Source organism: Promicromonospora sp. NPDC023987, from assembly GCF_040639055.1.
GTDB lineage: Bacteria > Actinomycetota > Actinomycetes > Actinomycetales > Cellulomonadaceae > Promicromonospora.
Map to the genome: position 1 here is coordinate 90,851 of NZ_JBEZZF010000012.1, position 20,715 is coordinate 111,565.

The window sequence follows — 20,715 nt, forward strand, 5'->3', positions numbered from 1 at the left end:
GCGGATACGCAATGCCCGGCCCGCACCTCGTACGCTCTTCGGTGTGAGCCAGCCAGTTCCTCCCCGACCCGACGCCGCCGACCGTCCCGAGCTCTCGGGCTTCCGGACCAAGCCGGTCTCCTTCGTGCGCCGGTCCGGCAGGCTCACGGACAAGCAGAAGCGGATGTGGACCGAGCTCCACTCCACGTACCTCGTGGACGTGCCGAGGGCGATCGCGCGTACCTCCGTCGACCCGGAGTTCGTCCTCGACAGGGAAGCCGTGTTCGGTCGCCGGGCACCGCTGGTCGTGGAGATCGGATCGGGCCTCGGTGACGCCGTCGTCGACGCTGCCACCACCGACCCGGAGCGTGACTACCTCGCCGTCGAGGTCTACCAGCCCGGGCTCGCGCACACGATCGCGCGCGCCGAGCGAGCGGGTGCGACCCTCGGTCAGGCCGGTCTGCCCAACCTGCGACTCGTGCAGGCCAACGCGGCCGAGCTGCTGGCGACCACGATCCTGGCCGGGACGGTGGACGAGCTCTGGGTCTTCTTCCCCGACCCCTGGCACAAGGCGCGCCACCACAAGCGTCGCCTGGTCACCGGGGAGTTCGCGGCGCTCGCTGCCCGTGTGCTGCGGCCGGGCGGGACGCTGCGCCTCGCCACGGACTGGGCCGAGTACGCCGAGCAGATGATCGAGGCCCTGGACGCGGACGAGGACCTCAGCAACGCGCACGGCTCCGGGAACCAGGCGCCCCGTTTCGAGCGGCGGGTGCTGACCGGGTTCGAGCGCAAGGCGCACGGTGCCGGCCGGGCGATCGCGGACCTGACGTACGTCCGCCGCTGACGCCGTCGCCGCTGACGCCGTCGCCGCTGACGCCGTCGACCCGGCCCTGGGGCTGCCCATGCCGCGCCAGGAGCGGGTGAAATGTAACGACTTGGTCAAGTCGGAAATCGCCGAGAGAACCGATTGCCTCGAGTATGTGAAATACGGAACATTGGGCGCGGTGCGAAGGGCGCACCGGGTCGCGGGCAGAGCGCGTGTCCCCATGAGCCAGTGGAGGCGTCATGAGTGACGTACCGGCCCCAGGGCCTGTTGAAACCGATTACCAACGCGTCGAACGCTCGGAAGAGTTCCAGAGCCTCCGTAAGGCGTTCCGGAACTTCGTCTTCCCGATGACCGCACTGTTCCTCGTGTGGTACCTGCTCTACGCGGTCCTGAGCACCTACGCGCACGAGTTCATGAGCATCCGCGTCGGGGGGACCTTCACGGTCGGCCTGATCTTCGGGCTACTGCAGTTCGCGTCCACGTTCGTGATCACCACTGTCTACGCGCGGTGGGCGAACAACAAGTTCGACGCCCGGGCGAAGGCCATGCGCGAAGAGATCGAGGAGGGCCAGCTGTGAACGGGACCGTCATGGCAGCGGCGGCCACCAACGTCGGCAACATCTGGATCAACATCGGCATCTTCGCGGCGTTCGTCGTGGTCACCCTGATCGTCGTCTTCCGGGTGTCCCGCCAGAACAAGAGCGCCGCCGACTTCTACGCCGGCGGCCGCAACTTCACGGGCACGCAGAACGGAACGGCGATCGCCGGCGACTACCTGTCGGCGGCGAGCTTCCTCGGGATCGCGGGCGCTATCGCGGTCAACGGTTACGACGGCTTCCTGTACTCCATCGGCTTCCTCGTGGCCTGGCTCGTGGCTCTGCTCCTGGTCGCCGAGCTGCTGCGCAACACCGGCAAGTTCACGATGGCGGACGTGCTGTCGTTCCGGCTCAAGCAGCGTCCGATCCGGCTGGCCGCCGCGATCTCCACGCTCGCCGTCGTGTTCTTCTACCTGCTGGCACAGATGGCCGGCGCCGGAGGGCTCGTGGCCCTCCTGCTCGGCGTCACCGACTCGGTCGGCCAGGGCGTCGTCATCGCGGTGGTCGGCGCCCTCATGATCCTGTACGTGCTGGTGGGCGGCATGAAGGGCACCACATGGGTGCAGATCATCAAGGCCACGCTGCTCATCGCGGGTGCTGCCGTCATGACGGTCTGGGTGCTCGCCAACTTCGGCTTCAGCCTCTCCGCGGTCATGCAGGAGGCCGTCAAGGTGGCCGGCGAGGGCGGTGAGGCCCTCCTCGAGCCGGGCGCGAAGTACGGCGTCTCCGCGATCACGCAGCTCGACTTCCTGTCGCTTGCGCTCGCCCTGGTGCTCGGTACCGCGGGCCTCCCGCACGTGCTGATGCGGTTCTACACGGTGCCGTCGGCCAAGGAGGCCCGGAAGTCCGTGGTCGTAGCGATCTGGCTGATCGGCATCTTCTACCTGTTCACCCTGGTGCTCGGGTACGGCGCCGCGGCCCTCGTCGGACCCGAGGTGATCCTCGCGGCACCAGGCGGGGCCAACTCCGCCGCACCGCTGCTCGCCTTCGAGCTGGGCGGCGAGATCCTGCTCGGCATCATCGCGGCGGTGGCCTTCGCGACCATCCTCGCGGTGGTGGCCGGCCTGACCATCACCGCGGCGGCCAGCTTCTCCCACGACATCTACGCCTCCATCATCAAGAAGGGGCAGGTGGCGCCGGACGGCGAGGTCCGGGTGGCCCGCTGGACGGTCGTCGTGATCGGCATCGTCGCGATCATCGGCGGAATCTTCGCCAACGGGCAGAACATCGCGTTCCTCGTGGCGCTCGCGTTCTGCGTCGCGGCGTCGGCGAACCTGCCGACGATCATCTACTCGCTGTTCTGGAAGCGGTTCAACACGTCCGGCGCGCTGTGGAGCATCTACGGCGGTCTGAGCTCGACGATCCTGCTGATCATCTTCTCGCCGGTCGTGTCCGGCAAGGTGGACCCGGCCACCGGAGCCAGCCTGTCGATGATCAAGGATCCCTCGATCGACTTCCACTGGTTCCCGCTCGACAACCCGGGCATCGTGACCATCCCGCTCGCGTTCGTGCTCGGCATCGTCGGCACGTACCTGAGCAAGGAGCGGTCGCACCCGGAGAAGTACGCCGAGATGGAGGTCCGCTCCCTCACGGGCGCGGGTGCGGAAAAGGCAACGGCCCACTGACCCTCGTTGAGTGCTGGCTTTTTGTGGATCTGCGGCGCCGAAACCCACAAATAGCCAGCACTCAGCGGGGGGTGGGGTCTAGGCGGATGATCACCGACTTGGAGGCCGGGGTGTTGCTGCCCTCTGCCGTGTGGTCCAGCGGGACCAGCACGTTGGTCTCCGGGAAATAGGCTGCCGCACAGCCGCGCGCGGTCGGGAACGCGATGACGCGGAACCCGGGAGCCCGGCGCTCCTCCGTGCTCCCGTCCCGCCCGGGCCACTCGCTGACCAGGTCCACCGTGTCGCCGTCGGCGAACCCGAGAGCCGTCAGGTCCTCGGGACGCACGAACACGACCCGCCGTCCGCCCTTCACGCCGCGGTACCGGTCGTCGAGGCCGTAGACGGTGGTGTTGAACTGGTCATGGGAGCGGACGGTCTGGAGCAGCAGCCGGCCCTCGGGGACCTGGACCACCTCCAGCTCGTTCACCGTGAAGTTCGCCTTGCCGGTGGTCGTCGGGAAGAGGCGGGCGTCGCGCGGCGGGTGCGGCAGCACGAACCCGCCGGGCTCGGCGACCCGTCGCTCGAAGTCCTCGAAGCCGGGGATCACGCGGGAGATCGAGTCGCGGATGCGGGAGTAGTCGTCGGCGAACTCCTCCCACGGTGTGTCGTCCTGGGGACCGAGCACCCGGCGGGCCAGGTCGCAGAGGATCGCCGTCTCGCTGCGCAGGTGGTCCGACGCCGGTGCGAGCCGCCCCCGCGACGTGTGCACCACACTCATGGAGTCCTCGACCGTGACGACCTGCTCGCGCCCGCCCGTGCGGTCCCGCTCGGTGCGTCCGAGGCACGGGAGCACGAGGGACCGCTTGCCGGGCAGCACGTGGGACCGGTTGAGCTTGGTCGAGACGTGCACCGTGAGCGGCACCTCCCGCAGGGCCGCCTCGGTGACGGCGCTGTCCGGCGTGGCGGCGGCGAAGTTGCCGCCGACGGCCATGAAGACCCGCAGGTGTCCGTCGCGCAGGGCCCGGACGGTGTCCACGACGTCGAGCCCGGGCGCGCGCGGCGGATCGAAGCCGAGCTCCGTGGCCAGCGCGTCGAGGAACGGCTCGGTGGGGCGCTCCCAGATGCCCATGGTGCGGTCGCCCTGCACGTTGCTGTGCCCGCGCACCGGGCAGGCGCCGGCGCCCGGGCGGCCGACGTTCCCGCGCAGCAGCAGGAAGCTCACCACCTCGCGGATGGTCGCCACCGCCTGCTTGTGCTGGGTCAGGCCCATCGCCCAGCAGACGATGACCTTCTCGGCGGCCAGGACGTCGCCCACGAAGTCCTCGATCTCGGACCACTCCAGCCCGGTGGCCCGCTCGACGTCGGTCCGGTCCACCGCGCGCCACGCTGCCGCGGCCGCGGGGAACCCCGAGGTGTGCTCGGCGATGAACTCGTGGTCCAGGACGCCCGGGTGCCCGGCGGTGCGGGCGTCGTCGTCCGCCTCCAGGAGCAGGCGGTTGACCGCTTGGAACAGCGCCAGGTCGCCGGCGAGGCGGACCTGCAGGAACCGGTCGGCCAGCTTGGTGCCCTGCCCGATCACGCCACGCACCCGCTGCGGGTTCTTGAAGGACTGCAGCCCCGCCTCGGGCAGCGGGTTGATCGCCACGATCCGCGCGCCGCGGTCCTTGGCCTCCTCGAGCGCGGTGAGCATCCGCGGGTGGTTGGTCCCGGGATTCTGCCCGACGACGACGATCAGGTCCGCGTGGTCGGTGATGTCCTCGAGGGACACGCTGCCCTTGCCGATGCCGAGCGTCTCCGTCAGCGCGGTGCCCGACGACTCGTGGCACATGTTCGAGCAGTCCGGCAGGTTGTTCGTGCCGAGCTTGCGGGCGAGGAGCTGGTAGAGGAACGCGGCCTCGTTGCTGGTGCGGCCGGAGGTGTAGAACGCGGCCTGGTCCGGTGAGTCGAGGCCCCGCAGCTCGGACGCGACCAGGTCGAGAGCCTCGTCCCAGGGCACGGGCCGGTAGTGGTCGGAGCCCTCGTCCCGAAGCATGGGCTCCGTGAGCCGGCCCGACTTGCCCAGCCGGTGGTCGGTCCACGTGGCCAGCTCGGAGATCGGGTGCTCGGCGAAGAACGCGGCGTCAGCGCGCTTGCGGGTGGACTCCTCGGCGACGGCCTTGGCGCCGTTCTCGCAGAACTCCGCCAGGTGTGGCTTGCCGGGCTCCGGCCAGGCGCACCCGGGGCAGTCGAAGCCGCGGTGCTGGTTGACCAGGGGAAGCGTGCGCAGGCCGCGCGCTACGCCGGCCTCGTCGAAGACGTGCGCGAGGCCGTGCACGACTCCCGGTACGCCGGCGGCGCTGCTCTTCGGGGGGCCGACGCGCAGGGCCTGCTCGGGGGCGTCGGTGCGGGCTTCGTCGCTCACGTCGGTCACGGTTTGACCTTACGCCGGACTTCATCCGGTGTAGCGGGTCGGGACATATCGGTCAGTGTGGGGGTGAGGTGGGCGGGGCTGCTCGGGGTGGGCGGGCTTGGGTCGGTGCGGGTGGGTGTGGGTGTGGGTGTGGGTGCTGGATGCGGGGTGCTGGGCGGCTGGGACCAGGCACTGGGCCACCGTGGAGCTGGCCGGTGTGCCGAGTGCAGAGTTGGTTGCGGGCACCTGCGCCGACTGCAGACTTCGTTGCGGTGTGAGAGGTCGCAACCGCAACGATCTCTGCACTCGTGATCTCGCGGTGCACCTAACTCTGCAATGGGCGGGTGCCAGGTGGCTCAGGGCCCGGGTCGAGGCGGGGCCGGGGTCGGTCGGGGACCCAGGCCCAGGCCCAGGCCCGGAGCCGGAGCCGGAGCCATGCCCACGCCCACGCCCACGCCTACCCAGGCCCAAGGCATGGACATATCGGCCGGTGCGGGTGCGAGACTGGCGGCATGGGAGTCGTCACCGACCGACGGCGCGTTGTCCGCGTCCGTGCGGGCGCACGCGCGGCACGTCCGGACACGCTCGCCGTCGAGGAACCGCTGATGGTCCGGCTGGTCGGACCCGGCCCCGGCCCCGGCCTCGGCCCAGGCCCAGGCCCAGGCACGGGCACGGGCACGGGTCCGGGCGCCGGCCCCGTGCCGGGCGCCGGCCCCGTGCCGGGTGGCGGGACGACGCCGGCAGGCGGCCCGGCGCCGGGCAGCAGCGCCCTGACCCTGACGATGCGGACCCCGGGCGACGACTTCGACCTCGTGGCCGGCTGGCTGGTCTCCGAGGGAGCCGTGGCCGCGGCAGAGGACATCGCGGGGATGCGGCTGTGCCCCGACGAGGACAACACCGTCGAGGTGGCGCTGGCCCGCGGCATCGAACCCCCACGGCAGCGCGCCTTCGCGACGACCAGCGCGTGCGGCGTCTGCGGGTCGGACACCGTCGTCGAGGTGCGGGCCGGGCTGCGCTGGCCGGTCGCCCGTGACCCGGTCACCGTGAGCGCGGACGTCATCGCCGCCCTGCCCGACCTGCTGCGCGAGCGCCAGCGCGCCTTCGACCGGACGGGCGGCCTGCACGCCGCCGGCCTGTTCACCGCCGACGGCGAGCCGCGGTACGTCCGGGAGGACGTCGGCCGGCACAACGCCGTCGACAAGGTCGTCGGGGCGGCGCTGCGCGACGGCGTCCTGCCCGCTGCCGGGACGGTGCTCCAGGTCAGCGGGCGGGCGTCGTTCGAGCTGGTGCAGAAGGCGGCGCGGGCCGGGATCCCGGTGCTGTCCGCCATCTCGGCGCCGTCCACGCTGGCCGTGGACCTCGCCGACGAGTGCGGTCTGACGCTGCTCGGCTTCGTGCGCGGCGACTCGATGAACGTCTACACGTGGGCGGACCGGGTGGTCTGAGCGGTCGAGCCGTCGGTGTGCCCGGCCTGGCGCGCGAGGAATGCCGCCGCGGAGTCGATGGCTCGTGCCGCCGCCGGATCGGTGCCGTGCTGGTGCTGGAACACGTGCGCGCTCCCGGGGTAGGTCTCGAGGGTGACCTCGACGTCCGCCGCTGCGGCGCGGGCGGCGAGGGTGGTGGAGTCGTCGAGCAGCACCTCGTGCGTGCCGACCTGGAGCAGGAGCGGCGGCAGTCCGCGCAGGTCGGCGAGCACGGGGCTCGCGAGGGGAGCGCTGGCCGAGGCGCCGTCGGACAGGTACGTCTCGGCGTACTCCCGGATGTCGGAGGCGTCGAAGATCGGGTCCACGCTTTCCTTGCCGGTGAGGCTGGGGCCGGACAGCGTCAGGTCGAACCAGCCGGAGAACGTGGCCACGGCGGCGGGCAGCGGGAGCCCGGCGTCGCGGGCGGCCAGCACCGTCGCGAGGGCGAGGCCGCCGCCGGCGGAGTCGCCCGCGAGGACGACGCGCGCCGGGTCGGTGTCGTCGAGCAGCGCGCGGTAGGCGGCCAGGGCGTCGTCCACGGCCGCGGGGAACGGGTGCTCGGGGGCGAGCCGGTAGTCGAGCGACAGTGCGCGCAGGCCCGCTCGGGCGGCGAGCGTGGCGGTGAGCGGGACGCCGGTGCGGGCGGCGCCGATCACGTAGCCGCCGCCGTGCAGGTAGAGCAGCACGCCCGCGTCGTCGTCGGCCTGTGGCACGGCGACGTCGAGGGCGGGGACGCCGCCGAGCGCGGTCTCGGTCACGCGGGTGGCGTCCGGTAGCGGCATCCGGCCGAACGACGCGTAGAAGGTGCGGAGCTCGGCGAGCGAGTTCTGGTCCATGGTTCTCCTCCATGCCCGAAGATAGATTCCATGGAAGCCAAACAAGATTCCGTGGAATCTATTCCGGCGGGCGACGGGTTCGAGCACGCCGACCTGGTCGACGACCTCGTCCGCGTCGAGGTGCGGCTCTACACCCTGCTGGACGCGCGGCTGCGCGCCGCGCACGGACACGGGCTCGGCCGGCTCGACGTGCTCCGTACCGTCGCCGAGGTGCCGGACTGCCGGGTCTCCGACGTGGTCCGGCGTCTCGGCATCACCGTGGGCGCCGCAAGCAAGGCCGTCGACCGGCAGGTGCGCGACGGGCTGGTGCGACGCACGGCCAACCCCGAGGACGGTCGCTCCTCGTTCCTTGCCCTCACCCCGGTGGGGCGCCAGGTCCTGGACGAGGTGCTGCCCACCCTCGACCACGAGGCGGCCGCGCTGCTGCGGGGCACGGGAGCGCCCGACGACGACCTCGCGCACCTCGCGCGGGTCCTCGTGGCGGTGCGGCGCGCGCTGGAGACAGGGCGTGCGACGTGAGGCCCACGGTCCGAGCATCTGCACCCCGAGCGGAGTTCCGCGGCGCTCGGCCGCCCTACGGTTGCGCCCGCCTGCCACCCGTACGGAAGCGACAGGTACGGAAGTGACATGTACGGGAGCGCACCTTGCGCCCTCTCTTGCTTACGGCAGAGAAGTCACGCACCGTCCACGCACCGTTGCGCGCCCACTGGGGAGACCATGCTCCGGTTCCACTTCACGTCCGACGATCTCGCACGGGTCCGGATCGCACCCGGACCCGACCCGATGTGGGAGACGCTGCTCAGCGCCCACCTGGTCAACGAGCTCCGCGAGGTCCGGACGTTCGGGGTGTGGCGCTCGCGGGTCGTCGCCGACCTGCCCCGGCTTGCTGTGCCGTACTTGCACCTGACGCCTCCCCGCGGGTACTCGCCGGACTTCCTCACGCCGGCCGACGGGACGACCGACTTCGCCGATGGGCTGGACGGCGTCCTCTTCACGCACCGGGACCGGCTGCGGATCGACATCGACCGCCTCGGCGAGCAGAAGGACGTCTCGACGTGGGCGTCGGACCTCCGGGACGGCCTGGTGAAGGCGGTGGACGGGCTGGGTGCGACGATGTCCGCCTACCACGCCCACGCCATCGAGCCGTACTGGACACGGATCCGTGCCGCGGTGGACGCCGACCTCATGGTCCGCGCCCGTGTGCTGGCGATGAGTGGTGTGGAGGGTGTGCTGTCGTCCCTGCACTCCACTGTGACCTGGGACGGACCGGTCCTGACGATCGACAACCCGACCGTGGATCGTGACGTCCACCTGGCGGGGCGCGGGCTGCGGCTGGTGCCCTCGTACTTCTGCTGGCGCAAGCCCATGACCTTCGCCGATCCGGAGCTCGAGCCGGTGCTCCTTTTCCCGATCGAGCACTGCGTGAGCCTGGTCGGCGCCCCGGGGGCCGATCAGCGGGCGCCGTTGGCCAGCCTGCTGGGCCGGACTCGTGCGGCTGCGCTGCAGGCGCTGGTGCAGCCGGCGACGACGTCGGGGCTGGCCCGGCGGCTCGGAGCCTCCCTGGCCTCGGCGTCCGAGCACGCGACCGTGCTGCGCAGGGCCGGGCTGATCCGCTCCACACGGTGTGGGAACCAGACGTCGCACGAGCTCACCGCGCTGGGCCACGGGCTGCTGAGCGGTTCGCCGGCCTGACTGAGTTGGTACGAGAGCGCGTCGCGCCCCGCGCGCCCGCGACTGGCGGCGGGGGCGCGGGGCGCGACGTCGGCCGGTGGGTCAGCCGCAGAGCCGGATCGTCCAGACCGGGTCCCAGTTCACGTACTTCTGCTGGCCTGCCGCGACCGAATTGACCTGCTGCCCGCTCGACCCAAGCAGCCGGACGGTCACGCCGCCGGTCTGGTTGTTGTGCGAGTCGCGGCTGTCGCCCCAGTACGAAAGCCGGTAGTCGCCGCACCGGTAGAACTGGTACACCCGGTACTGGCCGTCGTCCTCCCGCTGGTAGGTGCAGAACCGACCGCTCGGACACGCGTCCACCAGGCTCCATGCCTGGCTGAGGCTCCGGTTGTAGGCCGTCTTCTCCGGCGCCGGCGACACCCCCGGGTTGGCCAGGACGCCCGCGTCGGCGTCCGCCGCGGACGCCGCCCGCAGCTCCCGTCCGTTCTCGGAGCTGCTCATGACGCGGGTGGCGTCCTGGGCGCCGTCGGATGCCTGCGCCGCCGGGATACCACCGAGGGCGACGAGGAACGCCATCAACACACCCGACAGTGCGGCGAGTGCGCGCTTCTGGAGTGACATCGGATCCTTCCATCCTGCCCCGTGCTCACGTCGCCCGACCCCGTGCCGGGCTGTTGCGCGGAACACCACCGAATCTAGGAACAGAGGAGCCCCGCCGCGGCGACGTTCGGCAGCGGATGAAAGTTTCGCCGCAGGCCGAAATGCCGTCCTGCGGCGTATCAGGGTGGGCGCTGAAGCCTTACCCCGCGAAGAGCGGGATGACGCTCCTGATCGTCTGGAACAGCCCGTAGGCCAGCGGGACGGTCACGACGAGCCAGGTGACGACCAGTCGTGGGACCTGGTTCGACGTCGGTTCCGGGGTCGGCTCCCGCATGGTCACACCTTTCCCTCGACGAGCGTGCCCGGACGCTGGTGGCATACGCCTGGCCGATGCACAGGTGGATGGCGAGCGCCGCCGACCGTATTCGCGTCGGCGCTCGTCCCCTGACCAGGCGGCGTCAGTGCTGAGGGCTGCGCACGGCCGCCAGGAAGAGCGGCAGGGCGGTCTCGGTGTGGGCGATGCGCAGCAGGTACGGGCGGTCGACGATCATCCGGGCAGCAGGCTCGGTCGGCATCGCGCCGCTCGTCTCCACGCCGACCTCGGTGACGGCGGCCGCGACGGTGCCGTCCGCGTCCAGGCTCAGGTAGGCCTGCTGCCACACCTCGCTCACCTGCAGCGGTTCGGCGGTCGTGATGCCGGACAGGTCGGGCCCGGCGTACAGGCCGCCTAGCCCGGCCTCCGCGAGCGCCGGTGCCAGGTCCAGGGCGGGCGGCTCCAGCTCCAGCGTCGGCATGGCGAGCTCGACGGTCCGCGGCGGTGCGTCGTCGAGGGCGCTCGTGAGCGCCGCCAGCGTCTCGGGCGACACGTCCGCCGGGTCGGTGCCGGCCGGCGGCAGGAGCACGTCCGCGTGGAACGCGTCGACGTAGGGCAGACGGACGGCGGCCCAGCCGCCTCTCTCCGCATGGGCCCACGACTGTGAGCCGTGCAGCATCTCGGTGGGCGCCGTGCCGTCGGGCCCGGTGAAGTCCTCGTCGCGGGTGGCGCTCTCCTCGAACGGGGTCTCCCAGGCCGCCGCGAGCAGCACCGCGTTCTGCAGCACCAGGCGCAGCGCCGCGTCGGGCTCGATCGCGGACTCCTCGATCAGACCGCCGGTGTGGTGGTTCACCCAGGCGTCCAGGACCGCCTTGCCCTCGTCCGTGCCCAGATCGGTGCGCTGCACACCGGCGTCGAACGCGGTGGCGAGCGCGTCGAGATAGTCCTGCTCGACGGCGAGGTCGTCGTCGAGCACCGCCTGGTTCGCCAGGTGCAGCACCGGGTGGTCGGGGAGCTCGTCGTCCTGCACGACGGCCGGATCGCCGTCGTGCCGTGCGAGCGCACCCTGCAGCGCGTTGTACGCGGACGTGCGGTCCTCGCCCGAGGCGCCGAGCGCCGCGTCCAGGGCCGCGGCGGTCTCCCCGCGGGCCCCCTCTGCGAGCAGCGCCAGGGCGAAGGTCAGCGACGCGGGGGAGACCAGCGCGTTCGCGTCGGGCTCCGCGGAGGCACGCAGCGCGAGCAGGCCGAGCTCCTCGGTGGCGCGGACGGCGTCGGCGCTCGCGGGTGCGTCGGCGGGCGTGACGACCAGGCGCGCGGCGTCGGAGCGTTCCATGCCCTCGTCGGGGCCCGGTCCGCAGGCGGCCAGGGCGAGGACGACGGTCGTGACCACCGCGGTGGTCGCCGTCGTGCGGCGGTGGGGGGAGCGAGGGGCGGGGCGGCGACGATGCACGGCTTCTCCTGGGGACTGGCGCGGGTTCTGACCGGTCTGTGTGGCGACCTGGCTCGAACTTGCAGCGGCCCGCGTGTCCCGGGCCCGGGACACGCGGGATGACCCGGCGACTGACACGCGTCGCAGGATGCGACAAGTGTCAGTGGCGCCAGGCACAATCTGTCCCGACCTTCTAGACGTGAGGTAAGGAACCAAGTGGCAAGCATCAACCGGCGGATCGCCGAGGAGCTGGGTGTTCGGGAAGGGCAGGTGACGGCGGCGGTCGACCTGCTCGACGGCGGCGCGACGGTGCCGTTCATCGCCCGCTACCGCAAGGAGGTCACGGGCACGCTCGACGACGCGCAGCTGCGCACCCTCGAGGAGCGGCTGCGGTACCTGCGCGAGCTGGAGGAGCGGCGCGCGGCGATCCTGTCGTCGGTCGAGGAGCAGGGCAAGCTCACGGACGAGCTGCGCGCTCAGATCCTGTCGGCGGAGACCAAGTCGCGCCTGGAGGACATCTACCTCCCGTACAAGCCGAAGCGACGCACGAAGGCGCAGATCGCGCGCGAGGCCGGCCTGGAGCCCCTCGCCCTGGCACTGCTCGACGATCCGTCGCTCGACCCGACGGCTGCCGCCGGCCCGTACGTCGACGCCGACAAGGGCGTGGCCGACGCCGATGCGGCGCTCGCCGGCGCCCGCGCGATCCTCGTGGAGCGCATGGGCGAGGACGCCGACCTGATCGGCACGCTGCGCGAACGGCTCTGGAAGCGCGGGCGCATGCTGTCCGCCGTCCGCGACGGTGCGCAGGACAAGGGCGCCAAGTTCTCCGACTACTTCGAGTTCGGCGAGGCGCTCTCCAGCCTGCCCTCGCACCGGGTCCTCGCGCTCTTCCGGGGCGAGAAGGAGGACGTGCTGGACCTGACGATCGAGCCGGAGGAGGGCATCGAGGCCGGCGTACCGACGTCGTACGAGGGCACGATCGCGCACCAGTTCGGCATCGCCAACCAGGGGCGTCCTGCCGACCGCTGGCTCACCGACACGGTCCGCTGGGCGTGGCGCACGAAGATCCTGGTGCACCTCGGCATCGACGTGCGGCTGCGGCTGCGCTCGGAGGCCGAGGACGAGGCGGTGCGCGTGTTCGCGGCCAACCTGCGCGACCTGCTCCTCGCCGCGCCCGCCGGCACACGGGCGACGATGGGCCTCGACCCGGGGCTGCGCACGGGCGTCAAGGTCGCTGTCGTGGACGCGACGGGCAAGGTCGTCGAGCACGCGACGATCTACCCGCACGTGCCGGCGAACCGCTGGGACGAGTCGCTCGCCACGCTCGCGAGGCTGGCGAAGAAGCATGACGTCGACCTTGTGGCGATCGGCAACGGGACGGGTTCCCGCGAGACCGAGCGGCTCGCCGCCGACCTCATGAAGCAGGCGCCGGAGCTCGGCCTGACCAAGGCCATCGTGTCCGAGGCCGGGGCGTCGGTGTACTCGGCGTCCGCCTACGCGAGCGCGGAGCTGCCCGAGCTCGACGTGTCCATCCGGGGCGCCGTCTCCATCGCGCGCCGGCTGCAGGACCCGCTCGCCGAGCTCGTGAAGATCGACCCCAAGTCGATCGGGGTGGGCCAGTACCAGCACGACATCACCGAGACCAAGCTGTCGCGGTCGCTGGACGCCGTGGTCGAGGACTGTGTGAACGGTGTGGGGGTCGACCTCAACACCGCCTCCGTGCCGCTCCTGTCGCGTGTCTCCGGCATCACCTCGACGCTCGCTGAGAACATCGTGTCGTTCCGCGACGCCAACGGGCCGTACGCGTCACGCGCGGGGCTCAAGAAGGTCCCGCGGCTGGGGCCCAAGGCGTTCGAGCAGTGCGCGGGCTTCCTCAAGGTCTCGGGCGGCGCCGAGCCGCTGGACTCGTCGTCGGTGCACCCCGAGGCGTACCCCCTGGCACGGCGCATCGTGACCGCGTCGGGCGCCGACGTCCAGGCACTGATCGGCAACGGCAGCGCGCTGCGTACGCTGCGGCCCACCGACTTCGTCGACGAGACGTTCGGGCTGCCCACGGTCACCGACATCTTCACCGAGCTGGAGAAGCCCGGCCGCGACCCGCGTCCGGCGTTCACCACCGCGTCCTTCGCGGAGGGTGTCGAGACGCTCGGTGACCTGGTGCCCGGCATGGTGCTCGAAGGGCAGGTCACGAACGTGGCCGCGTTCGGCGCCTTCGTCGACATCGGGGTGCACCAGGACGGGCTCGTGCACGTCTCGGCGATGTCCAAGAACTTCGTCAGCGACCCGCGAGAGGTCGTGAAGTCCGGGGACATCGTCAAGGTCAAGGTGATGGACGTGGACCTGCAGCGCAAGCGGGTCGCCCTGACGCTGCGCCTGGACGACGAGATCGGTGCTGGTACCGGTGGTCGTACGTCCGGCGGGTCCCGGGCCGGCGGTCAGGGCTCCCGGCCGGACGGCCAGGGCGGCGGTGGCCAGCGTGGCGGGCGCCAGGGTGGCGGCGAGGACCGTGGCCGGAACGGGCGCGGTCAGGGTCAGGGCGGCCGTGGGCGACCCGCGCCCGCGGACACCGCGATGGCGGACGCGCTGCGCAAGGCGGGTCTGGCCTGACCCACCACCCCAGGAGTCGTCGGACGCACAGGTCACCCGGTGTCCTGTGCGGCTGACGGCTTCGTGAGGTTCTGGCTGATCGGCAGAGCCCTCTGGCGATCGGCCCGCCAGGGGGCCACGATGACGGCATGAGCCTTTCTGAAGAGACGTTCGACGTCGTAGTGATCGGCGGAGGGCCGGTGGGGGAGAACGCGGCCGACCGCGCCTCGCGCACGGGCCTGTCCGTTGCCCTGGTCGAGTCCGAGCTGCTGGGTGGTGAGTGTTCGTACTGGGCCTGCATGCCCTCCAAGGTGCTGCTGCGGGCCGGCGCGGTCCGCGCTCTCGCGCGCGAGACGCCCGGGCTGCGGGACCCCGGCGCTCCCGACGTCGCCGCCGTGTTCGCCCGGCGCGACGAGATCACCAGCAACTGGGACGACTCCGGGCAGGTCTCCTGGGTCGAGGGTGCCGGCCTGACGCTGGTGCGCGGGCACGGTCGGCTGGCCGGCGAGCGGCTCGTCGAGGTCTCGGTGCCGGAGAGCGAGGTCAGCTCCGAGAGCGGTCTCGGGGAGGCCGAGGCGGGGCAGACCCCGGTGACGCGGCTGCTGCGGGCTCGGCACGCGGTGATCGTCGCGACCGGCAGCGTGCCGGTCCTGCCGGACACCCCTGGCCTGGCGGAGGCGTCACCCTGGTCGAGCCGCGAGGCGACATCGGCGGAGGCGGTCCCCGAGTCGCTCGTGGTCATCGGTGGCGGCGTGGTCGGCGTCGAGATGGCGAACGCCTACGCGGACCTCGGTGCGCACGTGACGCTGCTGTCGCGCGGCGGGCTGCTGTCGGGCGCGGAGCCGTTCGCCGGTGAGATGGTCGCCGAATCGCTGAGCGAGCTGGGCGTGGACGTCCGCACGGGAGTCGAGGCCGGCTCGGTGGAGCGGCCCGGCGTCGGGATCGAGGGCGGCGAGCCGGGCCCGGTGACCGTCACCCTGCCCGATGGCGGGAAGATCACCGCCGCCGAGATTCTCGTGGCGACCGGCCGGGTGCCGCGCACGGCGGACCTCGGCGTGGAGAGCGTGGGCCTCGACGAGTCGGCGCTCGGCCGCGGAGGAGCCCTGGTCGTCGACGAGTCGATGCAGGTCAGCGGCGTCTCCGGTGGCTGGCTGTACGCGTGCGGCGACGTCACGGGCCGCGCGCCGACCACCCACCAGGGCAAGTACCAGGCGCGCGTCGTCGGGGACGTGGTGGCCGCGCGCTACGGCACGGAGGTGGGGGACCGGAGCCCGACGAGCGGCGACCCGGAGCCCGCCGTCGGGCAGGAGGGGAAGGCCTGGTCACGGTACGCCGCGACCGCCGACCACAGCGCCCGCGTCCAGGTCGTGTTCACGCGGCCGCAGGTGAGCTGGGTGGGGCCGACGGAGCGCGAGGCACGCGCGGCAGGGATCCCGGTAGAGGCCGTGTCGTACGACCTGTCCTGGGTCGGCGGGGCGAGCGTGGAGTCACCCGGGTACAAGGGGCGCGCGCAGGTGCTGGTGGACACGCAGCGGCGGGTCCTCGTAGGCGCCACCTTCGTGGGCCCCGACGCGGGGGAGATGCTGCACGCCGCGACCATCGCCGTCGTCGGCGAGGTCCCCCTGGACCGCCTCTGGCACGCCGTCCCGGCCTACCCGACGGTCAGCGAGGTGTGGCTGCGCTTCCTGGAGTCCTACGGCCTCTGACCTTCGAGGCCTAAGTTTCTTCGCTTTGGAGCCGTCCAAAGCGAAGAAACTTAGGCCTCGAAAGGGTTGGGCCAGGAGTCGGGAGGGGGCTACTCCGACGGGGTGAGGGAGCCGTCCGAGCTGAAGACCAGGCCGAGCGTGACTTCGCCCTGCTGGAGGGCGCTCTTGGTCAGCGGGCCACCGGCGTCGAGGGAGCGGAACTCCGCGAACTCCAGACCGTAGGTCTCCTCGAGACCCGGCTGGCAGAACGGACGCTCCGTGCACTCCGGCGGGCCGCCGAGCACGAGACCGCCACAGGCCTCGGCGAGCTCGCTGAGCGTGGCGACGCCGTGCTCGTCCGCGAAGGCCTTGGTCACGGCGAACGCGTTCTGGTCCTGCGCGGGGGACGGCTCGCCGAACACGAGGCCGATCTCCTCGCCGAGCCCGGTGAGCGCCTCGACGGTGGCGTCGAGGTCGCTGCTGGCCACCGCCGCGGCCTCGGCCCCGTTGACATCCTTGTTGATGAACTCGGTCAGGGTGCCCACGTACTCGGGGATCACCTGGACCTGCTCGCCGTCCTCCAGGGCCGGGAGGTAGGCCTCGCGGTTACCGATCGTGGTGACCTCTGCGTCGTACCCGGCGGCGTTCAGCACCGTCGCGTATATGGTGCCGAGCGTGGCGCTCTCCGCGAAGTCGGCGGCGCCGACGACGATCTCGCCGCTGCCGGTCTGCTCGGGGTCGTCGAGGCCTGCGTCGGCCACGAACTCCTCCGCGACCTCCTTCGAGGTGCGGCGGTCGACGTCCACCGCCTTGTTCAGACCGATGAGGGTGTCGGTGTCGAGTGCTGCCGATACCGAGTCGAGGAGCGGGATCAGGGTGTCGTCACCCTCCACGGCGGCCGCGTTCACCGCCGGGATGATGTTGTCGACGGTCTGCAGCTGCTTGTCGTCCTCGAGCACCACGAGCTCGTCGCCGGGCACCGCCTCGCACGCGGCAAGGCTCGAGCCGCTCGTCGAGGTGCTGCCGCTGCTCCCGCCGGCTGAGCCTGGCTCGCCGCAGGCGGTCAGGAGGGTGAGGCTGACGACGGCTGCCGCGGCGCCGAGCGCACGGGGCAGGGACACGTGCGTACGGGGGAACTTCATCGAATGTCTCCGAACGTGGGTGACGTACAGCTGTTCTACGGCTTTGATCGCTCCCATTCGAACCCGCGGAGCCGGAGATGGCAAGGGATAAACCCGCTCGTGAGAAGGTCGTTACATTCAGCGGTGCGCCCCGGCCGGCGCCCCTGCCCCAGCGGTGGCGCCGGCGTTGCGCGAGCGGGCGCCGGCCGAGCCCGAGAGGAGCACGGCGCGGCGTCGGGTGAAGAGCCGCCCCAGCCCCGCGGTGATCGCGTTGCCGCGGCCTGAGACGATACTGGGCCGGCGGTTGCCGCGGTCCAGCGAGCGCAGACCGGTCTCGACGACCTGCTCGGGCGTCTGGTAGCTGCCGGTGTAGGCGCCGCCCGCGAGGTCGTCGAAGAACTCGGTGCGGGTCAGCCCCGGGGCGAGGGACAGCACGCGCAGCCCGCTCGACCGCGACTCGTACCACAGCGCCTCGGTGAAGCTCAGGACGAAGGCCTTGGCCGCCGAGTAGACGGCCATGTCGGGCCCCGGCAGGTAGGCGGCCATGCTCGCGACGTTGACCAGGATCCCGCGCCCGGACTGCCGGAGGGGCTCGATGAACGCGCGGGAGATGTCCACGAGGTTGGCCACGTCGACGGCGATCTCGTCCTGCAGGCGGTCCGGGTTCTCCTCGTGGAAGGGGCCGTCGGTGCCGAAGCCGGCGTTGTTGACGAGGCCGGTCACCGCGAGGCCGCGCGCCGCGACCTCACCGGCCAGTGCCTGCCCGGCGCCGCGCACGCTGAGGTCCAGCGGGATCGGGGTGGCGCGCACACCGTGGTCGCGTTCGAGCTCGCTCGCCAGGTCCTGCAGGCGATCGAGGCGCCGGGCGACGAGGACGACGTCGGAGCCGCGCGCGGCGAGCGCCCGGGCGAAAGCGGCTCCGATACCGGAGCTGGCGCCCGTGACGATGGTGGTCTGCGAGGTGAAGTCGATGTCAGCCATACTGCACTGTAGGCAGAGTATTGCACTCGGTGCAAGCGTTGGCACCGAGGGTAAGATCGCCCCATGGACTCGACTCCCGCCACCCCGAGCCTGCGCGAGCGAACGCGCAGGGCCGTCCATGCCGAGATCACGGACACGGCCCTGCGCCTGTTCGCCGAGCAGGGCTTCGAGGCGACCACCGTCGACCAGATAGCTGCCGCTGCGGGGATCTCGAGGCGGTCGTTCTTCCACTACTTCGGGAGCAAGGAGGACGTCGTCCTGGGTGATCTCGAGGCGCTCGGGCTGCGCGTGCGAGACGCGCTCGAGGCGCGCCCCGCGGCGGAGACGGCCTGGGAGGCGCTGCGCGCGGCGCTCAAGACCCTCCAGGGCCCCGACACCGACGCCGTGACGGAGCTGCAGATCGCGGGCATGTACGCGGACGCGCCGTCGCTCCGCGCGAAGCACCTCGAGAAGCACCTGCGCTGGCAGGAGCTGTTCGCCCCGGAGATCGAGCGCCGCCTGGGCATCGTCCCGGGCGCCACGGCCGACCCGCGGGCCCGTGCGGTGATCGCCGCCGCGCTCGCCTGCCTCGACATCGCTGTCGAGGCGTGGCGGGAGTCGGGCGGCACGGCTGATCCCGTGGACCTGTTCGACGCGGCGGTCGCCGCCGTCCGGGCCTGACGCCGGAGCCTCCGGCGAGGCCCCTACCGCACGCCGGCGCGCAGCGGCGCAGGTGTGGCCAGACGCTGTCCGACCGCGAGCACCGCATCGATCAGGAGGCAGAGCGCAGCGACCAGCACACCGCCCGCGAGCACCTCGCCGTACCGCTGCGTGCCCATGCCGAACGCGATGATCTGGCCCAGCCCGCCGCCCCCGGCGAGCGCCGCGAGCGGGATGGTGGCGACCACCTGGACGATGGTGGTCCGCAGGCCGGCGGAGACGAGCGTGGTGGCGAGCGGCAGCTCGACCTGCAGCAGGATGCGGCCGCCGCTCATGCCCATGCCGCGGGCCGCGTCGCGGGCGTCGGGGTCGGCGCCCCGTACGCCCTCGTAGGTGTTGACCAGGAGCACGGGCACGGCGAAGAACGCGGCGGCGATGACGGTGGCGGTGTTGCCGAACAGCCCGCCGGCGGCGAGCAGGAAGATGATGCCGAGCGTCGGCAGCGCGCGCGAGGCGTTGGTGAGCCAGACGACGATGCCCGCGCCCCGGCCGCTGTGTCCCAGCCAGGCGCCCAGCGGGATCGCCAGTGCGGCCGCGGCCGCTGTGGCCGCGGCGGTCATGAGCAGGTGCTCGCCGGTCAGCTCCAGCACGCCGCCCGGCTCGGTCCAGGTCAGCGGGTCGTTGAGCCACACGACGGCTTGTTCGACGACGCCGGTGGGGGCGCTCATGAGGTCCTCCCGCGCAGCCAGGGGGTCAGGGCTCTGCCGACCGCCCAGAGGGCGAGGTCCAGCACGAGGGCGAGCAGGATGGTCGCGAGCGTCGCGGTCATGATCTCGGCCCGGTAGAAGTTGTTGCGGAAGCCCTGGAACATGAGCTGCCCCAGCCCGCCGTATCCGACGATGACCCCGACGGTGACCAGCGCGACGGTGGACACGGTGGCCAGCCGCAGGCCGGCCACGATGCTCGGCAGCGCGCTCGGCATGGCCACCTGGACGAGCAGCCGGGCCGGTCCGTAACCCAGCCCGCGGGCGGCGTCGAGGACGGCCGGGTCCACGGTGGCGAGGCCGGCCACGGTGTTGCGCAGGATGATGAGCAGGGCGTAGACCACCAGGCCCACCAGGACCGGCGTGCGGCCGATCCCGAGCAGCGGCGCGAGGATCGCGAACAGGGCCAGCGACGGCACCGTGTACATGACGGCGACCGTGCCGAGCACCGGCCCGGACAGCCACCTGGACCGGGAGATCAGGACGCCCAGGGGGACGGCGATGGCCGCGGAGATCGCGACGGCCTCGATGGTGAGCCCTGCGTGCTCGACCGTGCGCTGCCACAGCAGGGGCGCGTTGTCGACCACGTACGACCAGGAGAACCAGGGATTGCCGGGCATGCCTGAGAACCTACCGTGCGCGACCCGGTAGGTTCTCAGGCATGGCTGCCCGAACCGTGATCGAGCTGGATTCCGTCCGTAAGGCGTACGGGGACGGCACCGTCGCCGTCGAGGAACTGAGCTTCGCCGTCCGCGAGCACGAGGTCCTCGCGCTGGTCGGCCCGTCGGGCTGCGGCAAGTCCACCACGCTGCGCATGGTGAACCGCCTGGTGGAGCCGACGTCGGGCCGCATCCTGCTGAACGGCGAGGACGTGACCACCGCCGATCCGGTGGCTCTGCGCCGCCGGATCGGGTACGTGATCCAGAACGTCGGGCTGTTCCCGCACCGCACCGTCGAGGCGAACATCTCGACGGTGCCTGCCCTGCTGGGCTGGGACCGCAGGCGCACGCGGGCGCGCGTGGCCGAGCTCCTCCACCTGGTGGGCCTGCCCGCGGCGACCTACGCGAAGCGGTACCCGCACGAGCTGTCCGGCGGCGAACGGCAGCGCATCGGCGTGGGGGGGGGGGGGGGGGCCGCCCCCCCCCGGGGGGGGGGGGGGGTGCCGGTCGGCGCCGGGGGGCCCGCGTTGGGCCCGCGCCCGCGGAGGCAGGTGCACACCAAAGGACTCACGGC

19 protein-coding genes are annotated in these 20,715 nt (G+C 72.0%); 10 read left to right on the forward strand and 9 right to left on the reverse strand.

The window, feature by feature from the left end; genetic code table 11:
* Nucleotides 1-43 precede the first annotated feature (43 nt).
* The 3 genes from trmB (at nt 44) to AB0F40_RS08485 (ending at nt 3,026) form a co-directional block, all read left to right on the forward strand.
* Nucleotides 44-823, forward strand: a complete 780-nt coding sequence (gene trmB / locus AB0F40_RS08475) for a tRNA (guanosine(46)-N7)-methyltransferase TrmB (RefSeq protein WP_357465676.1) — start codon at nt 44-46, stop codon at nt 821-823.
* Nucleotides 824-1,044: 221 nt separating this feature from the next.
* Entirely contained in the window at nt 1,045-1,383 is a 339-nt protein-coding gene (locus AB0F40_RS08480) for a DUF485 domain-containing protein (protein WP_357465677.1), read from the forward strand.
* A gap of 11 nt (nt 1,384-1,394) precedes the next feature.
* A complete protein-coding gene (locus AB0F40_RS08485) occupies nt 1,395-3,026 on the forward strand; it encodes a cation acetate symporter (RefSeq protein WP_357465701.1) in 1,632 nt (543 codons plus the stop codon).
* Between the two features lie 61 nt (nt 3,027-3,087).
* Here AB0F40_RS08485 and AB0F40_RS08490 read toward each other — a convergent pair whose 3' ends face one another.
* Nucleotides 3,088-5,406 carry an FdhF/YdeP family oxidoreductase gene (locus AB0F40_RS08490; protein WP_357465702.1) on the reverse strand — a complete coding sequence of 773 codons (2,319 nt, stop codon included), beginning with the start codon at nt 5,404-5,406 and terminating at the stop codon, nt 3,088-3,090.
* 500 nt (nt 5,407-5,906) lie between these two features.
* Between AB0F40_RS08490 and fdhD the strand changes: the two genes are divergently transcribed.
* Nucleotides 5,907-6,839, forward strand: coding sequence for a formate dehydrogenase accessory sulfurtransferase FdhD (fdhD, locus tag AB0F40_RS08495; RefSeq protein ID WP_357465678.1), 933 nt, complete (start codon nt 5,907-5,909; stop codon nt 6,837-6,839).
* On the opposite strand, the gene AB0F40_RS08500 is transcribed toward fdhD, so the two are convergent.
* Nucleotides 6,812-7,693 (reverse strand): alpha/beta hydrolase, encoded by an 882-nt coding sequence (locus tag AB0F40_RS08500; RefSeq protein WP_357465679.1) that lies wholly within the window; start codon nt 7,691-7,693, stop codon nt 6,812-6,814. The two genes, fdhD and AB0F40_RS08500, sit on opposite strands and share 28 nt — an antisense overlap.
* 51 nt (nt 7,694-7,744) lie before the next feature.
* Between AB0F40_RS08500 and AB0F40_RS08505 the strand changes: the two genes are divergently transcribed.
* Together AB0F40_RS08505 and AB0F40_RS08510 are read left to right on the forward strand one after the other, a co-directional pair.
* Entirely contained in the window at nt 7,745-8,212 is a 468-nt protein-coding gene (locus AB0F40_RS08505; RefSeq protein ID WP_357465680.1) for a MarR family winged helix-turn-helix transcriptional regulator, read from the forward strand.
* A gap of 198 nt (nt 8,213-8,410) precedes the next feature.
* Nucleotides 8,411-9,385, forward strand: a complete 975-nt coding sequence (locus AB0F40_RS08510) for a hypothetical protein (protein WP_357465681.1) — start codon at nt 8,411-8,413, stop codon at nt 9,383-9,385.
* An 81-nt stretch (nt 9,386-9,466) separates the two neighbouring features.
* Here the strand turns inward: AB0F40_RS08510 and AB0F40_RS08515 are convergent, their stop codons facing one another.
* From AB0F40_RS08515 to AB0F40_RS08525, 3 genes are all read right to left on the reverse strand, one after another.
* Nucleotides 9,467-9,985, reverse strand: a complete 519-nt coding sequence (locus AB0F40_RS08515) for a hypothetical protein (protein WP_357465682.1) — start codon at nt 9,983-9,985, stop codon at nt 9,467-9,469.
* A gap of 178 nt (nt 9,986-10,163) precedes the next feature.
* Complete coding sequence (locus tag AB0F40_RS08520; protein ID WP_357465683.1) at nt 10,164-10,298, reverse strand: hypothetical protein; 135 nt, start codon at nt 10,296-10,298, stop codon at nt 10,164-10,166.
* Between the two features lie 124 nt (nt 10,299-10,422).
* The gene (locus AB0F40_RS08525; RefSeq protein ID WP_357465684.1) at nt 10,423-11,727 is read right to left on the reverse strand and encodes a serpin family protein; all 1,305 of its coding nucleotides are present in this window, start codon (nt 11,725-11,727) and stop codon (nt 10,423-10,425) included.
* 195 nt (nt 11,728-11,922) lie between these two features.
* Here AB0F40_RS08525 and AB0F40_RS08530 point away from each other — a divergent pair, with 195 nt between their 5' ends.
* On the forward strand, nt 11,923-14,313 hold the full coding sequence (locus tag AB0F40_RS08530) for a Tex family protein (protein ID WP_357465685.1): 2,391 nt from the start codon (nt 11,923-11,925) through the stop codon (nt 14,311-14,313).
* Between the two features lie 128 nt (nt 14,314-14,441).
* Nucleotides 14,442-15,998 (forward strand): NAD(P)/FAD-dependent oxidoreductase, encoded by a 1,557-nt coding sequence (locus AB0F40_RS08535; RefSeq protein ID WP_357465686.1) that lies wholly within the window; start codon nt 14,442-14,444, stop codon nt 15,996-15,998.
* Between the two features lie 89 nt (nt 15,999-16,087).
* Here AB0F40_RS08535 and AB0F40_RS08540 read toward each other — a convergent pair whose 3' ends face one another.
* Both AB0F40_RS08540 and AB0F40_RS08545 read right to left on the reverse strand, forming a co-directional pair.
* Nucleotides 16,088-17,119, reverse strand: a complete 1,032-nt coding sequence (locus tag AB0F40_RS08540; RefSeq protein WP_357465687.1) for a glycine betaine ABC transporter substrate-binding protein — start codon at nt 17,117-17,119, stop codon at nt 16,088-16,090.
* Between the two features lie 117 nt (nt 17,120-17,236).
* Nucleotides 17,237-18,079, reverse strand: a complete 843-nt coding sequence (locus AB0F40_RS08545) for an SDR family NAD(P)-dependent oxidoreductase (RefSeq protein WP_357465688.1) — start codon at nt 18,077-18,079, stop codon at nt 17,237-17,239.
* 63 nt (nt 18,080-18,142) lie between these two features.
* Here AB0F40_RS08545 and AB0F40_RS08550 point away from each other — a divergent pair, with 63 nt between their 5' ends.
* Entirely contained in the window at nt 18,143-18,739 is a 597-nt protein-coding gene (locus AB0F40_RS08550; RefSeq protein WP_357465689.1) for a helix-turn-helix domain-containing protein, read from the forward strand.
* 23 nt (nt 18,740-18,762) lie between these two features.
* On the opposite strand, the gene AB0F40_RS08555 is transcribed toward AB0F40_RS08550, so the two are convergent.
* Together AB0F40_RS08555 and AB0F40_RS08560 are read right to left on the reverse strand one after the other, a co-directional pair.
* The gene (locus AB0F40_RS08555; RefSeq protein ID WP_357465690.1) at nt 18,763-19,446 is read right to left on the reverse strand and encodes an ABC transporter permease subunit; all 684 of its coding nucleotides are present in this window, start codon (nt 19,444-19,446) and stop codon (nt 18,763-18,765) included.
* On the reverse strand, nt 19,443-20,102 hold the full coding sequence (locus AB0F40_RS08560; protein ID WP_357465691.1) for an ABC transporter permease: 660 nt from the start codon (nt 20,100-20,102) through the stop codon (nt 19,443-19,445). Before AB0F40_RS08560 ends, AB0F40_RS08555 begins: the two co-directional genes overlap by 4 nt.
* 41 nt (nt 20,103-20,143) lie before the next feature.
* On the opposite strand from AB0F40_RS08560, the gene AB0F40_RS08565 reads away from it, so the two are divergent.
* A partial coding sequence (locus AB0F40_RS08565; protein ID WP_357465692.1) for an ATP-binding cassette domain-containing protein occupies nt 20,144-20,715 on the forward strand: 572 nt, incomplete at its 3' end.

Excerpts from the sequence above, each read along its gene's own strand:
- AB0F40_RS08480 (WP_357465677.1), top strand. The coding sequence starts at position 1,045 with ATGAGTGACGTACCGGCCCCAGGGCCTGTTGAAACCGATTACCAACGC.
- AB0F40_RS08485 (WP_357465701.1), top strand. The coding sequence starts at position 1,395 with ATGGCAGCGGCGGCCACCAACGTCGGCAACATCTGGATCAACATCGGC.
- fdhD (WP_357465678.1), top strand. The coding sequence starts at position 5,907 with ATGGGAGTCGTCACCGACCGACGGCGCGTTGTCCGCGTCCGTGCGGGC.
- AB0F40_RS08500 (WP_357465679.1), bottom strand. The coding sequence starts at position 7,693 with ATGGACCAGAACTCGCTCGCCGAGCTCCGCACCTTCTACGCGTCGTTC.
- AB0F40_RS08510 (WP_357465681.1), top strand. The coding sequence starts at position 8,411 with ATGCTCCGGTTCCACTTCACGTCCGACGATCTCGCACGGGTCCGGATC.
- AB0F40_RS08515 (WP_357465682.1), bottom strand. The coding sequence starts at position 9,985 with ATGTCACTCCAGAAGCGCGCACTCGCCGCACTGTCGGGTGTGTTGATG.
- AB0F40_RS08520 (WP_357465683.1), bottom strand. The coding sequence starts at position 10,298 with ATGCGGGAGCCGACCCCGGAACCGACGTCGAACCAGGTCCCACGACTG.
- AB0F40_RS08535 (WP_357465686.1), top strand. The coding sequence starts at position 14,442 with ATGAGCCTTTCTGAAGAGACGTTCGACGTCGTAGTGATCGGCGGAGGG.
- AB0F40_RS08540 (WP_357465687.1), bottom strand. The coding sequence starts at position 17,119 with ATGAAGTTCCCCCGTACGCACGTGTCCCTGCCCCGTGCGCTCGGCGCC.
- AB0F40_RS08545 (WP_357465688.1), bottom strand. The coding sequence starts at position 18,079 with ATGGCTGACATCGACTTCACCTCGCAGACCACCATCGTCACGGGCGCC.
- AB0F40_RS08550 (WP_357465689.1), top strand. The coding sequence starts at position 18,143 with ATGGACTCGACTCCCGCCACCCCGAGCCTGCGCGAGCGAACGCGCAGG.
- AB0F40_RS08555 (WP_357465690.1), bottom strand. The coding sequence starts at position 19,446 with ATGAGCGCCCCCACCGGCGTCGTCGAACAAGCCGTCGTGTGGCTCAAC.
- AB0F40_RS08560 (WP_357465691.1), bottom strand. The coding sequence starts at position 20,102 with ATGCCCGGCAATCCCTGGTTCTCCTGGTCGTACGTGGTCGACAACGCG.